At 61.4% G+C, this 14,633-nt stretch carries 13 protein-coding genes; 7 read left to right on the top strand and 6 right to left on the bottom strand.

Annotated features, from left to right (window positions below; genetic code table 11):
- Positions 1 to 90: 90 nt before the first annotated feature.
- Together K9857_RS06955 and trmA are read left to right on the top strand one after the other, a co-directional pair.
- Complete coding sequence (locus K9857_RS06955) at positions 91 to 1,386, top strand: NCS2 family permease (protein ID WP_224534155.1); 1,296 nt, start codon at positions 91 to 93, stop codon at positions 1,384 to 1,386.
- Positions 1,383 to 2,462: a tRNA (uridine(54)-C5)-methyltransferase TrmA gene (gene trmA / locus K9857_RS06950; protein ID WP_224534154.1), complete on the top strand. Its 1,080-nt coding sequence runs from the start codon at positions 1,383 to 1,385 to the stop codon at positions 2,460 to 2,462. Before K9857_RS06955 ends, trmA begins: the two co-directional genes overlap by 4 nt.
- Before the next feature lie 61 nt (positions 2,463 to 2,523).
- Here the strand turns inward: trmA and K9857_RS06945 are convergent, their stop codons facing one another.
- Positions 2,524 to 2,730 carry a tautomerase family protein gene (locus tag K9857_RS06945; protein WP_047533558.1) on the bottom strand — a complete coding sequence of 69 codons (207 nt, stop codon included), beginning with the start codon at positions 2,728 to 2,730 and terminating at the stop codon, positions 2,524 to 2,526.
- A 113-nt stretch (positions 2,731 to 2,843) separates the two neighbouring features.
- Between K9857_RS06945 and K9857_RS06940 the strand changes: the two genes are divergently transcribed.
- The 3 genes from K9857_RS06940 to K9857_RS06930 all read left to right on the top strand — a co-directional run bounded on the left by K9857_RS06940 (position 2,844) and on the right by K9857_RS06930 (position 5,255).
- The gene (locus tag K9857_RS06940) at positions 2,844 to 3,755 is read left to right on the top strand and encodes a LysR family transcriptional regulator (protein ID WP_224534153.1); all 912 of its coding nucleotides are present in this window, start codon (positions 2,844 to 2,846) and stop codon (positions 3,753 to 3,755) included.
- A gap of 199 nt (positions 3,756 to 3,954) precedes the next feature.
- Positions 3,955 to 4,395, top strand: coding sequence for a type II 3-dehydroquinate dehydratase (gene aroQ / locus K9857_RS06935; RefSeq protein WP_224534152.1), 441 nt, complete (start codon positions 3,955 to 3,957; stop codon positions 4,393 to 4,395).
- Positions 4,396 to 4,400: 5 nt separating this feature from the next.
- Positions 4,401 to 5,255: a shikimate dehydrogenase gene (locus K9857_RS06930; protein WP_224534151.1), complete on the top strand. Its 855-nt coding sequence runs from the start codon at positions 4,401 to 4,403 to the stop codon at positions 5,253 to 5,255.
- A 39-nt stretch (positions 5,256 to 5,294) separates the two neighbouring features.
- On the opposite strand, the gene K9857_RS06925 is transcribed toward K9857_RS06930, so the two are convergent.
- Both K9857_RS06925 and quiC read right to left on the bottom strand, forming a co-directional pair.
- Positions 5,295 to 5,972, bottom strand: coding sequence for a TetR family transcriptional regulator (locus K9857_RS06925; RefSeq protein WP_224534150.1), 678 nt, complete (start codon positions 5,970 to 5,972; stop codon positions 5,295 to 5,297).
- Positions 5,973 to 6,074: 102 nt separating this feature from the next.
- A complete protein-coding gene (gene quiC, locus K9857_RS06920; protein WP_224534149.1) occupies positions 6,075 to 7,976 on the bottom strand; it encodes a 3-dehydroshikimate dehydratase QuiC in 1,902 nt (633 codons plus the stop codon).
- 473 nt (positions 7,977 to 8,449) lie between these two features.
- Here quiC and K9857_RS06915 point away from each other — a divergent pair, with 473 nt between their 5' ends.
- Complete coding sequence (locus K9857_RS06915; protein ID WP_411961548.1) at positions 8,450 to 9,787, top strand: MFS transporter; 1,338 nt, start codon at positions 8,450 to 8,452, stop codon at positions 9,785 to 9,787.
- 75 nt (positions 9,788 to 9,862) lie between these two features.
- On the opposite strand, the gene K9857_RS06910 is transcribed toward K9857_RS06915, so the two are convergent.
- The 3 genes from K9857_RS06910 to K9857_RS06900 form a co-directional block, all read right to left on the bottom strand.
- Positions 9,863 to 10,741, bottom strand: a complete 879-nt coding sequence (locus K9857_RS06910; RefSeq protein ID WP_224534148.1) for a DMT family transporter — start codon at positions 10,739 to 10,741, stop codon at positions 9,863 to 9,865.
- A 150-nt stretch (positions 10,742 to 10,891) separates the two neighbouring features.
- A complete protein-coding gene (locus K9857_RS06905; RefSeq protein WP_224534147.1) occupies positions 10,892 to 11,707 on the bottom strand; it encodes a sugar phosphate isomerase/epimerase family protein in 816 nt (271 codons plus the stop codon).
- Between the two features lie 233 nt (positions 11,708 to 11,940).
- Complete coding sequence (locus K9857_RS06900; protein ID WP_224534146.1) at positions 11,941 to 12,717, bottom strand: IclR family transcriptional regulator; 777 nt, start codon at positions 12,715 to 12,717, stop codon at positions 11,941 to 11,943.
- 177 nt (positions 12,718 to 12,894) lie between these two features.
- On the opposite strand from K9857_RS06900, the gene K9857_RS06895 reads away from it, so the two are divergent.
- On the top strand, positions 12,895 to 14,625 hold the full coding sequence (locus K9857_RS06895; protein WP_224534145.1) for an FAD-dependent oxidoreductase: 1,731 nt from the start codon (positions 12,895 to 12,897) through the stop codon (positions 14,623 to 14,625).
- Positions 14,626 to 14,633: the final 8 nt, after the last annotated feature.

The following is a 14,633-nucleotide window of genomic DNA, read 5'->3' as shown; positions in this document are numbered from 1 at the left end:
CACAGAAAAATCCCAGGCGCGTACACCCGTCTGTGCTTTGCTGTTGAGATCGATACATTCACGGCGCCGGGCGCGCCACGGGGAGCAGGCATGCTGGAAAGGCTGTTTCAACTCAAGGCACACAACACCAACGTACGCACCGAGATTCTCGCAGGCGTCACGACCTTTTTGGCCATGGCCTACATTCTGTTCGTCAACCCGAGCATCCTCGGCGAGACCGGCATGGACAAGGGCGCCGTGTTCGTCGCGACCTGCCTGGCGGCCGCCATCGGCTCCACGGTGATGGGCCTGATCGCCAACTACCCGATCGCCCTGGCACCGGGCATGGGCTTGAACGCCTTCTTTACCTACACCGTGGTCCTGCACATGGGCCACACCTGGCAAGTGGCGCTGGGTGCGGTGTTCATCTCGGCGGTGTGCTTCTTCCTGCTGTCGATCTTCCGCATCCGTGAATGGATCATCAACAGCATCCCGCTGCCGTTGCGCTCGGCGATTGCCGCCGGTATCGGCCTGTTCCTGGCCCTGATCGCCCTGCACAACGCCGGCATCGTGGTCAGCAACCCGGCGACCATGGTCGGCCTCGGTGATCTGAAACAACCGGCACCAATCCTCGCGACCCTCGGCTTTGCCCTGATCGTCGCCCTGGAAGCTCTGGCCGTGCGCGGCGCAGTGCTGATCGGCATTCTGGTAGTGACAATCATTTCCATCGTGATGGGCTTCACCCCGTTCGGTGGCGTGGTATCGATGCCACCTTCGCTGGCACCGACCTTCCTGCAACTGGACATCAAGGGCGCGCTGGACATCGGTCTGGTCAGCGTGATCTTCGCCTTCCTGTTCGTCGACCTGTTCGACAACTCCGGTACCCTGATCGGCGTCGCCAAGCGCGCCGGCCTGATGCGCAAGGACGGCCACATGCCGAAAATGGGCCGCGCCCTGATCGCCGACAGTACGGCGGCAATGGCCGGTTCCCTGCTGGGCACCTCGACCACCACCAGCTACATCGAATCCGCTGCGGGCGTGAGCGCCGGCGGCCGTACCGGTCTGACGGCCATAGTCGTCGCCATCCTGTTCCTGCTGGCGCTGTTCTTCTCGCCACTGGCCGGCAGCGTTCCGGCGTTCGCCACCGCACCGGCGCTGCTGTTCGTCGCCGTGCTGATGACATCTGGCCTCGCGGAAATAGACTGGGACGACATCACCGTGGCCGCCCCGGTCGTGATTACCGCCCTGGCCATGCCGTTCACTTATTCCATCGCCAATGGCATAGCCTTCGGCTTCATTGCCTGGACCGCCATCAAGCTGATGTCCGGTCGGGGCCGTGAGCTGAACCCGGCGCTGGTGATTCTGTCGATTCTGTTCGTGATCAAGCTGGGTTGGTTCAACGCATGACATTTGATTCAAACGCCTACGCCGTTCAGCTCGAAGAAAAGGTCACGCGCTTGCGTGACCTGCTGGCCCCGTTCGATGCGCCGCAGCCGGTCGTCTTCGATTCGCCGCTGCAAAACTTCCGCCTGCGCGCCGAGTTCCGCCTGTGGCGCGAAGCCGGCGAGCGCCATTACGCAATGTTTTCCCAGGAAGACAAACGCACGCCGATTCTGATCGAAGAGTTCCCGATCGCCAGCCTGCGCATCAACCAGTTGATGCCGCAGCTCAAGGCGGCGTGGCAGGCCAGTTCCGCCCTGAGCCACAAGCTATTCCAGGTGGAGTTCCTGACCACCCTGGCCGGCGATGCGATGATCACCCTGTGCTATCACCGCCCGCTGGACGAGCACTGGCAGGCGGCGGCCACGAAACTGGCGACCGATCTGGGCGTCAGCATCATCGGCCGCTCCAAGGGCAAACGCGAAGTCATCGGCCACGATTACGTGGTGGAAAAACTCGAAGTCGGCGGTCGCACCTTCAGCTATCGCCAGCCGGAAGGTGCGTTCACCCAGCCCAACGGCACGGTGAACCAGAAGATGCTCAACTGGGCGTACGAAGCCCTCGGCGACCGCAGCGATGACTTGCTGGAGCTGTATTGCGGCAACGGCAACTTCACCCTGCCGCTGGCCACCCGCGTGCGCAAAGTGCTGGCGACCGAAATCAGCAAGACTTCGGTCAACGCGGCACTGAGCAACCTCAGCGAAAACGCCGTGGACAATGTCACGCTGGTGCGCCTGTCCGCCGAAGAACTGACCGAAGCGCTGAACGAAGTGCGGCCGTTCCGCCGCCTGCACGGCATCGACCTGAAGAGCTACGAGTTCGGCGCCGTCTTCGTTGACCCGCCCCGCGCTGGCATGGACCCGGACACCTGCGAACTGACCCGGCGTTTCGACAACATCCTCTACATTTCCTGCAACCCGGAAACCCTGGCGGCCAACATCGCCCAACTGCACGACACCCACCGCATCACCCAATGCGCAATGTTCGACCAGTTCCCGTGGACGCATCACATGGAGTCCGGGGTGTTGCTGACCCGGCGGTAAGTGCGACCTGCCAGATGCGAAAAAGCCGTCTTGATAGACGGCTTTTTTGTGTCCGAGACAATCACCCCGGCAGATTCTTTCGATACTCAGTCGTGGTAATGCCTTTGTAGCCCCAGTTATCGGTGTCGATTTCCTCGATCACGATGTGGGTCAGTTCCGGGGGCTTGCCCAGGACGCGTTGCAGGGTTTCGGTGATTTCGGCGATGACCTGGGCTTTCTGTTCGCGGGTGACGCCGTCACGGGTGATACGTACGCTGACGAAAGGCATGCTGCTTCTCCTGCTCGGCTGGTTGAGAAAGGCTGACGGTCCACTGTATCCGCGCGAGCGCTTCTGATAAATACTGCGTTACACACTTCATTTGATCCCTGGTGTAATCAATCATGCAGCGACAATTCGACGATCTTCAATTGGGCAGCATCGAGCTGTTCTGCCTGGCCGCCGAGGCCGGCAGCTTCACCGCGGCGGCGCTGGTGGCCGGGGTGACCCCTGCGGCGGTGAGCCGCTCGGTGTCGCGTATGGAGGAACGTCTGGGCGTGCGATTGTTTGCGCGCACCACCCGCAGCGTGAAGCTGACCGACAGTGGCCGCCGCTACTACGAGGAATGCCGCCAGGCCCTGGCGCAGCTGGTGGAAGCCCAGCGTGAAGTCATGGGTCAGCAGCAGGTACCGTCCGGCACCCTGCGCATCAGTATCCCGACCACCTATGCCCATCACCGGATCCTGCCGTTGATGCCGGCCTTTCGCGCGCGTTTTCCGGCGGTGAAGGTTGAGACGCACATCAGCAACCGCAACATCGATTTCGTCGGCGAAGGCTACGACATGGCGATTCGCGTGCGGGCGATTCCGGACTCCGGCCTGATCGCCCGGCCACTGGAGGACGCGGCGCTGGTGATGATCGCCAGCCCCGAGTATCTCAAGCAGGCCGGCACGCCGCAGACCCTCGACGATTTGCAGCAGCATGAATGCATTCAGTACGAATTGCCCAGCAGCGGCCGGCGCATTGCCTGGCTGTTCAATGAAGACGGGGTTGAGCGGGAGATTCTGGCCGAGGGGAATTTCGTCTGCTCCGACGACGTTCTAGGGGGCGTGACGCTGGCGAAGCATGGGGCGGGGTTGTTTCAGACGTATCGGTTTATCGTGGAAAAGGAGTTGGCCGATGGGTCGTTGGTGGAGGTGCTCAAACCTTATGGCGGGCGCTGGCGGCCGTTTACCTTGCTCTACCCGCAGAGCCGGCACATGCCATTGAAAGTGCGCGCGTTCATCGACTTCCTTGTCGAGCATCTACCACGCTAAAACGACGATCCCTGTAGCAGCTGGCGAAGCCTGCGTACGGTTGCTACAGGATCAACGCAACTCGCTCTGTGTTCGATCACCGAACACAAATAGCCGACCGGGCACCTCTTCAATTGACCGAATTAACCATCTAGTACAATTTATCTCCACAGGCTGAATTCCTGGCCAAATGCCAAAAATAATAAGTGGAGAAACCTCGATGTCCCCCATCATTCTGGTGCTCAACGGCCCCAATCTGAACATGCTCGGCACCCGTGAACCGGCGAATTACGGCTACGAAACCCTGGCCGATATTTCAAACCTGTGCGGACGCACCGCTGAAGAGTTCGGCCTGGCGGTGGAGTTTCGCCAGACTAACCATGAAGGCGAAATGATCGACTGGATTCACGCCGCCCGCGGCCGTTGCGCCGGGATCGTGATCAACCCGGCGGCCTGGACCCACACCTCGGTGGCGATTCGCGATGCGTTGGTTGCCAGCGAACTGCCGGTGATCGAAGTCCACCTGTCCAACGTCCACGCCCGTGAGCCGTTCCGCCATCATTCCTTCGTGTCAGCCATTGCCACTGCAGTCATGGCCGGGTTCGGCAGCCACGGCTATCGCCTGGCGCTGGAGCACTTCAGCCAACGTCTGAAAGGGTGAACGTCATGAACCAGAACCAAAGCGTATTGGCCGGACTGATCGGCGCCGGCATCCAGGCCTCTCGCACACCCTCGCTGCACGAGCATGAAGGTGATGCCCAGGGCTTGCGTTACCTCTATCGCCTGATCGACCTCGATCAACTGCAACTGGACAACAACGCCCTGCCCGACCTGTTGACGGCCGCCGAACGCATGAGCTTCACCGGACTGAACATCACCTTCCCGTGCAAGCAGGCGATCATCCCGCTGCTGGATGAACTATCGCCCGAAGCTCGCGGCATCGGCGCGGTCAACACAGTGGTCCTCAAGGACGGCAAACGCATCGGCCACAACACCGACTGCCTGGGCTTTGCCGAAGGCTTTCGTCGTGGCCTGAAAGGCGTTGCCGTCGAGCGTGTGGTGCAGATGGGTGCCGGCGGTGCGGGCGCGGCGGTGGCTCACGCGCTGCTGAGCGAAGGCGTGCATCAACTGAGCATTTTCGATGTGGACACGAGCCGCGCCCAGAGCCTGGCCGACAACCTCAACCAGCATTTCGGCGAAGGTCGCGCGCTGGCCGGTCACAACCTGGCGGGCACCCTGAGCGAAGCCGACGGTCTGGTGAACACCACGCCCATGGGCATGAAAAAACTGCCGGGCATGCCGGTGCCGGTGGAATTGCTGCGTGCCGAGTTGTGGGTGGCGGAGATTGTCTATTTCCCGCTGGAAACCGAACTGCTGCGCAACGCCCGCGCCCTGGGTTGCCGCACGCTCGATGGCGGCAACATGGCGGTGTTCCAGGCGGTGAAGGCGTTTGAATTGTTCAGCGGCGTGGTGCCGGATGCGCAGCGAATGCTGGCGCACTTTCAGAGTATGAATGGCTGAAAAGCAAAAAATCGCAGCCTGCAACAGGCTGCGATCCCCTCACACTTGCAGATAACGCAGAACCGACTCGCAAATCATCTCGCGATGACGCTGCTTGATCGCTTCGTCCGGCAGATCGATCTGAAAAATCTCGCCGAAGGTATGACGGTTCGACACGCGATAGAAGCAGAACGAACTGATCAGCAAATGCACATCCAACGGATCAAGCTCGCTGCGGAACACGCCCTGCTCGGCGCCGCGACGCAGGATCTCGCCCAGTGAATCGAGGATGGTGTTGTTCATCGCCTTGATGGCATCGGACTGCTTCACATATTCGGCGTTGTGAATGTTCTCGATGCTGACGATCCGTACGAAATCGACATTGCGGTCGTGGTGATCGAAGGTGAATTCCACCAGCCGCCGAATCGCGTCCACCGGCGCCAGCTCAGCCAGGTGCAGGCGGTTTTCGGTGCTGCGGATATCGCCATAGAGCTTCTCCAGAACCTCGACGTAGAGCTGCTCCTTACTGCCGAAGTAGTAATAGATCATGCGCTTGGAAGTATGGATACGCTCGGCGATGGCATCGACGCGGGCGCCGGACAGGCCCTGCTGGACGAACTCGACGATCGCCTCTTGCAGAATGTTCTCGCGGGTTTTTTCCGGGTTGTTCTTGCGACTCTTGCGCGGTTCCACAGCTGGCTGATCGGGCGTTGCGGGGAAGTCTGAAGTCATTGTCATTGCGGGCTCACGGCCATCATGCACAAGCTGGCGATTATGAGCCGCGCCGCACGGTGAAGGAAGCCGTGCGGCAGCGGTTTGTCGAATCGATTTACGATTTTCCTACAACTTTGCCTGACGTACGGCACCACTCCGGGATTTGGCCATGGCCGCCAGACGCACCGCCACGTTCGCCGCGCCGTAACCGGCATAGCCGTTCTTGCGCTGGATGATCTCGAAGAAGAATCGCCCTTCGAACGGCTCGGTGTACACGTGGAACAGCTCGCCGCCCTGGGCATCACGGTCGTACAGCACGTTGTAGTAGGCCAGTTCGCTGAGGAACTCGTCGTCGAAATCGAAACGCGCCGCCAGGTCGTCATAGTAGTTGAGCGGAATATCCAGAAGCGGAACGCCCGCCTCTTTCGCCCGGCTGACCTGGGCGAAGATGTCGTCGCAATCGAAGGCGATGTGATGCACACCGGAACCGCGATAACTCGAAAGCGCGTGTGAGATCGCGGTGTTGCGGTTCTCGGAAATGTTCAGCGGCAAGCGTATCGAACTGTCACGGCTGCGCAGGGCGCGGCTTTTCACCAGGCCATAGGGGTCGGGCAGGACCACTTCGTCGTCGGCCTCGAAATCCAGCAGACTCTTGTAGAACAGCACCCAGCTGTCGAGGCTGTCGGCGGGTAACGCCATGGCCATGTGGTCGATGCGCTTCAAGCCACCGTTGGTCTGCGCGTCTGGCACGAGGTTGAAGTCGGTGCCGTAAACGTCAGCGTTCTGGTCCACCAGATAAATCAGGCTGCCATCCGGCGCGCGCACGGCGGCGAGCTCCAGTTCATTCGGGCCGACCAGACCGCGATAAGGCTGACCTTTATAGGCCACGGCCCGCGCCAGGGCGCTGGCACTGTCCTTGACCCGCACGGCGGTGGCGCACAGCGATGGGCCGTGAGCCTCGAAGAAACTGTGACCGAAGGAGTACGGCTCGGAATTGAGGATCAGATTGATATCGCCTTGGCGCATCAGACTGACGCTCTTGGAGCGATGCTGGCCGGCCTTGACGAAGCCCAGGCGCTCCAGCCAGTGGGACAGCTTGGCACCGAGGCTTTCGTCCACGGCGAACTCGAGAAACTCCACACCGTTGTATTCGCTGGCCTTGGGCGTCTCGAACAGAATCTCGCGATTGGCAGTTTCTCGGGCTTCCTGTTCCAGGCGCTGACGGGTTTTCTCCTCCAGGTACAGCAAGGAGCGCAAACCGTCGGCGGCGTTGGCCCGTGGCGGCGCGGCGCGGAAGCCGTCGTTGAAGATTTCCAGCGACAGCGGGCCGGTGTAGCCGCTCTTGATGATCGGCGCGAGGAAGCCCGGCAGATCGAACTCACCCTGGCCTGGGAAGCAGCGGAAATGCCGGCTCCACTCCAGCACGTCCATGGCCAGGATCGGCGCGTCGGCCATCTGCACGAAAAAGATCTTGTCGCCGGGAATCTCGGCGATCGCGCTGGGATCACCCTTGAGCGACAGGGTATGGAAGCTGTCGAGCAGCACGCCGAGGCTCGGGTGGTCGGCCTGGCGGACGATGTTCCACACCTGTTGATACGTGTTGACGTGACGACCCCAGGCCAGCGCTTCATAACCGATGCGCAAACCGCGCGCGCCCGCACGTTCGGCCAGCAGGCGCAAATCATCGACTAAAATTTGTTCATCACCCACCGAATCCGCAGAGGCGTTGCTGCACACCAGCACCAGGTCCGTGCCCAGTTCCTGCATCAGGTCGAACTTGCGTTCGGCCCGCTCCAGATTGCGCGACAGGCGGTCACGGCGGCAGCCCTCGAAGTCCCGGAACGGTTGAAACAGGGTGATGGCTATCCCGAGATCGGCGCACATCTGTTTAATTTCCCGCGGGCTGCCGTCGTAGTAGAGAAGGTCATTCTCGAAAATCTCGACGCCATCGAAGCCGGCGGCAGCAATGGCTTCGAGTTTTTCCGGCAGGGTACCGCTCAGGGATACGGTGGCAATGGAACGCTGCATGTTTCGGCTCCCGGTAGTGGAGGGAATCTTGTAAGGGTAATTATTGGCTGCAATGTAAAGCACAGCAATTTAAAGTGTACTATCCGGTTAGTTTTGTGTTCGATTATCGAACAAAATGGCCTTTCACGAATTGACGATTTTTTGTCCACTGCGCAACATCAACACCACATTGAGGCCGGATCACCAACCGCCGGTCTCAGGTAAACCGACCCAGAACACCACATAAAAATTTCAAAAAACGGGTAAAAGCTCATGTGCTCATTCAACGCCCTGCTCGCTCCAGCTACCGTCATTACGCCCTGCCTGGCGTCCATCCGAATCCTGCGCACCGCCGGCATCGCCGTGCCGCTCGCTGAATAAACCGTCAGTCGACGAACCCAGCCGATCAGTCCCGCGCCCGTCGCCCTCGATTGATCACGCGCCCTTGAAGTCCAGACGAGCCTCGCTTGTCAGTCATTGAACGGATGGCCCAGATGAACCCTACTCAAAGCTCTCGCATGGCTCCGGCCATGAGTGCCGCCACTGGCGGTATCGGTGACAAAATCCGCGCCGCCATGGCCGTCGGCAAGACCCGTTGGGGCATGCTGGCGCTGGTGTTCTTCGCCACCACCCTGAACTACATCGACCGCGCCGCCCTGGGCGTCATGCAGCCTATCCTCGCCAAGGAAATGAGCTGGACGGCGATGGACTACGCCAACATCAACTTCTGGTTCCAGGTCGGCTACGCCATCGGTTTCGTGCTGCAAGGCCGTCTGATCGACCGGGTCGGCGTCAAGCGCGTGTTCTTCTGCGCCGTGCTGCTCTGGAGCCTGGCCACCGGTGCCCACGGTCTGGCCACGTCGGCAGCCGGCTTCATGGTCTGCCGCTTCATCCTCGGCCTGACCGAAGCAGCCAACTACCCGGCCTGCGTGAAGACCACGCGCCTGTGGTTCCCGGCCGGCGAGCGCGCCGTGGCCACAGGCATCTTCAACGCCGGGACCAACGTCGGCGCGATGTTCACGCCGATGTTGCTGCCGCTGATCCTCCATGCCTGGGGCTGGCAAGCGGCGTTTCTGTGCATGGCCGCGCTGGGCGGTATCTGGCTGGTGTGCTGGGGCCTGAAGTACTTCAACCCGGAAGATCATCCAAGCGTTAAACAGTCGGAGCTGGACTACATCCAGAACGAAGTCGAACCTGCGCAGACACGCGTACCTTTCTCGAAAATCCTGCGCATGCGCGGCACCTGGGCCTTCGCCCTCGCCTACTCGATCACCGCACCCGTGTTCTGGTTCTACCTGTACTGGCTGCCACCGTTCCTCAATCAGCAATACAACCTGGGCATCAACGTGACCCAGATGGGTATTCCACTGATCATCATCTACCTCACCGCCGATTTCGGCAGTGTCGGCGGCGGGATCCTGTCCTCGTTCCTGATTGGCCGCGGCGTCAACCCGATCAAGGCGCGCTTGATGTCCATGGCACTGTTCGCCTGCTGCATCATCGGCGTGATCATCGCGGCTGGCTCCAGCAACCTGTGGGTGGCGGTGTTCGCGATTTCCCTGGCCATCGGTGCGCACCAGGCCTGGACCGCCAACATCTGGAGCCTGGTGATGGACTACACGCCCAAGCACATGATGAGTACGGTGTTCGGTTTCGGCGGCATGTGCGCCGCGATCGGCGGGATGTTCATGACCCAGTTGGTAGGCCACATCCTGACCGCCACCAACAACAACTACACCGTGCTGTTCACCCTGATTCCGGCGATGTACTTCATCGCACTGATCTGGATGTACTTCATGGCACCGCGCAAGATCCCGACCGTAGAAGAATGATGTTCCCTCGGCGCAGGCCCTTGATCGGGCCTGCGCTTTTTTTTGCCCGCGATTTGTGGGGCGTCGGGATCGAACTCAGCGGCGACTTTGCTGCCAGGCCGCCGCCAGCCCGCTGCAGCAGATCACGGCGATACCGATCACGGTGGTCAGGGTCGGTGTATGGGAGAACAGCAGCCAGCCCAACAAGCCGGCAAAGATGATCTGGCAATAGCTGAACGGTGCCAGCAAGGCCGGTGCGGCAAGGCGGAAGGCCTGGGTCAGGAACAGGTGCGCGGTCATCCCGCAGGCCCCCAGCGCCAGCATCATCGCGCCATGGCCCAGGGTCGGCACCTGCCAGAAGAACGGCACCAGCGCACTCATTACCAGGGTGTTGCACAGCCCTGCGAAAAAGTTACTGGTGGTCGGGCTGTCGACATTGCTGAGCTTGCGCGTCAGCAATTGATAGAAGCAGAAGAACAGCGCCGAGCAGAACGGCAGCAACACCGCCGGAGTGAACAGATCACCACCGGGGTGGACGATGATCAGCACCCCGCTGAAGCCGCAAATCACCGCCAGCCATTGCCCCCGCGTCACCCGCTCCTTGAGCAGCGGTACCGACAGCGCGGTGACCAGAACCGGGGCAAGGAAGTTGACCGACGTGGCTTCGGCCAGCGGGATGTACATCAGGCCCGTGGTGAAAAACAGGCTGGTGCCCAGCAGGCACAAGGCGCGAATCACCTGCAGCATAGGCCGCTTCGTACGCAGAACCGCGACCCCGGATTGCGGCAGGAAAATCCCCGCCATCAACAGGGTGTGAACCACATAACGCGCCCACACCACCATCACGATCGGATAGAACCCGGACAGGTATTTGGAGATGGCGTCGTGACTGGAGAAGAGGAAGGTTGCGACAACGATCAGCAGAATCCCTTTGAAGGGCTGATTGACGCCGGAAAGCGGGGTGCTGACAGTCATTGGGGTTCCTTTAGATACATCAAAAATCAAACGCTTCCTGTAGGAGCGAGCCTGCTCGCGATGGTCGTCAACGATGACGCTGGCAACCTGATGCCCTGCGGTGTTCTGTCGTTCATCGCGAGCAAGCTCGCTCCTACAGGGAGAGACGCGTTAGATCCGCGCCAACAATTCCCGAGTCCTGTCCAGCGCCATCTGCGCCCGATCCAACCCACTCACGCCCTGCTCCAGCAGCTGCACCGTGGGAATCTCCAGGCTCAATGGAATGTTAGACGGCAAACAACGCAACAATCCCGGCAAATCACAATCGCCCTCACCGGGAAAGCGTCGCTCGTTGCGGGCCTGACGCAAGATCTCGGCCATGTCCGCCGGCCTTGGCCCCACAACGTCACACAACTGCGCATACCGTAACCGTGACGGGGCGACCCTGGCCAGCTCTTCCAGCCTTGATCCAGAGCGGTCGAAGTGGAACGCGTCGACCAGCACTGCACCGTTTTCGCGCCCGGCGGCCTCGACAATGCGCACCGCTTGCGCAAGATCCCGCGCCTCAGTCCAGGGCATGAACTCCAGATGCGGATGCAGTCCATAAGACGCCGCCAGGTCACAGAGTTCGGCAAAGTTGTCCGTCATTCGTCGCTCGTCCGGATCGTTGCCGGCCACCAGCAGTTCACTGGCACCCAGTTCGGCACCCACCACCAGAATTCGTTCGAAATCGGCCACCACGGTTTCCGGTTTCAACCGCAGGATTTCCACATCCAGCACACCGATGCCGGTGTCCCGCAGACGCGCCAGGGTCTGGCGGCGCAAATCGCTGTCGACTACCAATGGAAAATGATGTTCCTGAGGCGTGGCCGGCACCAGGCGCAGGCCGACATGGCTGTAGCCAGCACGAGCCGCCACTTCCACCATCTCGGGCGGTGACAGTTCCAGCACAGTCAGGCTGGCCAGGGAGAAGATCCGCTCACTCATGATGCGTTCCGTTTAGGGCTGATGGCATGAACTCATCAATTTAGAACCCAGTTCCAGATTATTGTAGATACTCACTCTAAAAGTGTTCGAACAGCGCACAGTTTGAACAGTCAGCGATATCCAAATGTGGGAGCGGGCTTGCTCGCGAATGCGCAGTGTCAGTCAACATCATCACCGACTGAATCACCGCATTCGCGAGCAAGCCCGCTCCCACAGGGGATGTGTGGAAAGGCTTAGCTAAACAACTCCGAAGCCAGACTCGCCGCCGACAATTCATCGGTAAACGCCAGCAACAGCGGCGCCAACTCATGCAACCGTACCCCCGGCATCCGCGCGCTCGGCCCGGCAATGCTGAGCACCCCGATCACCCGCCCATCCGCCGGATGACGCACCACCGCCGCAATCGCCGAGGTGCCCACCGCCGAGCTTTCCTCGACACAGGCATACCCCTGCTCCCGCGCCAGGCGCAGCCGCTCGAGCAGTTCGATATTGGAGCGCGGCGCGTTCGGTCCCAGCTCCAGCGGCCGGTCCTCCACCTGTCGCTCCACCAGCGACAACGCCTCCGCATCGCTCATGCACGCCAGCCAGGCATGCCCGGAAGCGGTGTAGAACAGCGGCGCATCGCGGCCCATGTCCGGGTCGTAACGCAGGCCGGAACGGGCGCCCTGGGACTTGGCGATCCAGGTCTGCCGCTCGCCCTCGATGACGCCCAGACGCACCAGCTCGCCGGTTTCCTGGGCCAGTCGGTCGAGCACCGGCTGCACGATATCGGCGCCACTGCTCGACAGATAACGAAAGCCCATCGCCACCAGTTTGGTCGACAGGTGATAACGCAAATTCTCCGGATTCTGCCGCACATAACCCAGTCGGATCAGCTCGGCGAGCAGCCTGTGGGTGGCGCTTTTGGGGATGTCCAGCTGCTCGGCCAGGGTCTGCATCGGCAGGCCACGAGGGTCACTGGTGAGGCTTTCGAGCACACTGAAAACACGTTCGATCTGACTGCCGGCCATGGGCGTCTCCACGGAAAATTTGCCCGATTCTAGAAGACAACCGATGAATAGCGAAATCTGGAACTGACTGTCCGATAACCGCCCGCTTTAACGGTGAAGATCTTGCCCGACTCCAAAGCACTTCATATATTTTCTGGAATCAAATTCCAAAATAATTAAATTGCTGGAGCCCGAACAATGCCTGCCGAGCCGCATTTTCTCCCCGACGTTGATTGCGATGTACTGATCGTCGGCTCCGGCGCGGCCGGGTTGTCGGCAGCCGTGACGGCGGCATGGCATGGCCTGAAAGTGATCGTAGTCGAAAAAGACCCGGTGTTCGGCGGCGCCACCGCCTGGTCCGGCGGCTGGGCCTGGGTGCCATGCAATCCGTTGGCGCGACGCGCCGGGATCGTCGAGGACGTGGAATTGCCGCGCACCTACCTGCGCCACGAATTGGGCGAGCGCTTCAACGGACCGATGATCGACGCCTTCCTGGAGGCCGGCCCACGGATGGTGGCGTTCTTCGAACAACACACTTCGCTGCAATTCGCCGACGGCAATGCCATTGCCGACATCCATGGCGACACCCCCGGCGCCGGCACCGGCGGACGTTCTGTGATCGCCGCGCCCTACGACGCCAGACAGGTCGGCAGGCTGCTCAAGCGCCTGCGTAAAACCATGCGCGAAACCTCCTTCATGGGCATGCCGATCATGGCCGGCGCCGACCTTGGCGCGTTTCTCAACCTGACCCGCTCGCTGCCTGCGGCCTGGCATGTCACCAAGCGTTTTACCCGCCACCTGCTCGACCTCGCCGTCCATGGCCGGGCGATGCAACTGGTCAACGGCGTCGCGCTGGTGGCGCGTCTGGCGAAGTCCGCCGAGGACCTTGGCGTGCTGCTCTGGGAATCGGCGCCGGTCACTGATCTGCTGCGGGAAAACGACCAGGTGCGCGGCGCGGTCATCAGCACCGCCAAGGGTTCGGTACGGATCAATGCGCGCAAGGCCGTGGTGCTGGCCGCGGGTGGTTTTGCCAATGACATCGAACGGCGCAAGGCCCTGTTCCCGCGCACACCCACCGGCCGTGAGCATCTGGCACTGCCACCGCTGGCCGTGTCCGGCGATGGCCTGCGCCTGGGCGAGCGCGTCGGCGCCCACGTCGATACCGACATGCAGTCCCCCGTCGCCTGGGCCCCGGTGTCCGAAGTGCCCCACGGCGACGGCAGAATCGGCCACTTCCCGCACATCATCGAACGCGGCAAGCCCGGCATCATCGGCGTCCTGAGCAACGGCCAGCGCTTCGTCAACGAGGCCAACGGCTATTACGACTACGTCACCGCCATGGTCGCCGCCGCGCCTCAGGGCGAAGAAGTCGCCTCCTGGCTGATCTGCAATCACGCCTTTCAACGGCGATATGGCCTGGGCATCTCTCGGCCGTTTCCCGTACCGCTGTCATCCTTTGTCCGCAGCGGCTACCTGAAAACCGGCAAAACCCTGGAGGAATTGGCGCAGGCCTGCGGTATCGATCCGCAGGGTTTGAGCGCCACCGTGACGGACTACAACCGCCATGCCCGCCACGGCGAAGACCCGCAATTCGGCCGTGGCTCGACGCCGTACAACCGCAAGCAGGGGGATGCGCTGCATCAGCCGAACCCCTGCGTCGCCGTCCTCGAACAAGGGCCGTTCTACGCCGTGAAGGTCCGGCCCGGCTGCTTCGGCACCTTTGCCGGGCTCAAGGTCAATCCCCATGCCCAGGTCCTCGACGACGCTGGCCAGGTCATCGCGGGGCTGTACGCGGCCGGTGGCGACATGGCGAGCATCATGGGCGGGCACTACCCGGCCGGCGGTATCAACATCGGCCCGGCGCTGACTTTCGGCTACATCGCCGCTCGGCACATTGCGGGCGTAAGCGAAGAGGATTCGCGGAGCTGATTCCGGCT

Origin of the sequence: Pseudomonas sp. REP124, from assembly GCF_020164475.1 — a bacterium.
Classification (GTDB): Bacteria; Pseudomonadota; Gammaproteobacteria; order Pseudomonadales; family Pseudomonadaceae; genus Aquipseudomonas.
Note: the sequence above shows the minus strand (reverse complement) of the source record. Positions and strands in the feature narration are given on the sequence as shown.

Excerpts from the sequence above, each read along its gene's own strand:
- K9857_RS06955 (WP_224534155.1), top strand. The coding sequence starts at position 91 with ATGCTGGAAAGGCTGTTTCAACTCAAGGCACACAACACCAACGTACGC.
- trmA (WP_224534154.1), top strand. The coding sequence starts at position 1,383 with ATGACATTTGATTCAAACGCCTACGCCGTTCAGCTCGAAGAAAAGGTC.
- K9857_RS06945 (WP_047533558.1), bottom strand. The coding sequence starts at position 2,730 with ATGCCTTTCGTCAGCGTACGTATCACCCGTGACGGCGTCACCCGCGAA.
- K9857_RS06940 (WP_224534153.1), top strand. The coding sequence starts at position 2,844 with ATGCAGCGACAATTCGACGATCTTCAATTGGGCAGCATCGAGCTGTTC.
- aroQ (WP_224534152.1), top strand. The coding sequence starts at position 3,955 with ATGTCCCCCATCATTCTGGTGCTCAACGGCCCCAATCTGAACATGCTC.
- K9857_RS06930 (WP_224534151.1), top strand. The coding sequence starts at position 4,401 with ATGAACCAGAACCAAAGCGTATTGGCCGGACTGATCGGCGCCGGCATC.
- K9857_RS06925 (WP_224534150.1), bottom strand. The coding sequence starts at position 5,972 with ATGACAATGACTTCAGACTTCCCCGCAACGCCCGATCAGCCAGCTGTG.
- quiC (WP_224534149.1), bottom strand. The coding sequence starts at position 7,976 with ATGCAGCGTTCCATTGCCACCGTATCCCTGAGCGGTACCCTGCCGGAA.
- K9857_RS06915 (WP_411961548.1), top strand. The coding sequence starts at position 8,450 with ATGAACCCTACTCAAAGCTCTCGCATGGCTCCGGCCATGAGTGCCGCC.
- K9857_RS06910 (WP_224534148.1), bottom strand. The coding sequence starts at position 10,741 with ATGACTGTCAGCACCCCGCTTTCCGGCGTCAATCAGCCCTTCAAAGGG.
- K9857_RS06905 (WP_224534147.1), bottom strand. The coding sequence starts at position 11,707 with ATGAGTGAGCGGATCTTCTCCCTGGCCAGCCTGACTGTGCTGGAACTG.
- K9857_RS06900 (WP_224534146.1), bottom strand. The coding sequence starts at position 12,717 with ATGGCCGGCAGTCAGATCGAACGTGTTTTCAGTGTGCTCGAAAGCCTC.
- K9857_RS06895 (WP_224534145.1), top strand. The coding sequence starts at position 12,895 with ATGCCTGCCGAGCCGCATTTTCTCCCCGACGTTGATTGCGATGTACTG.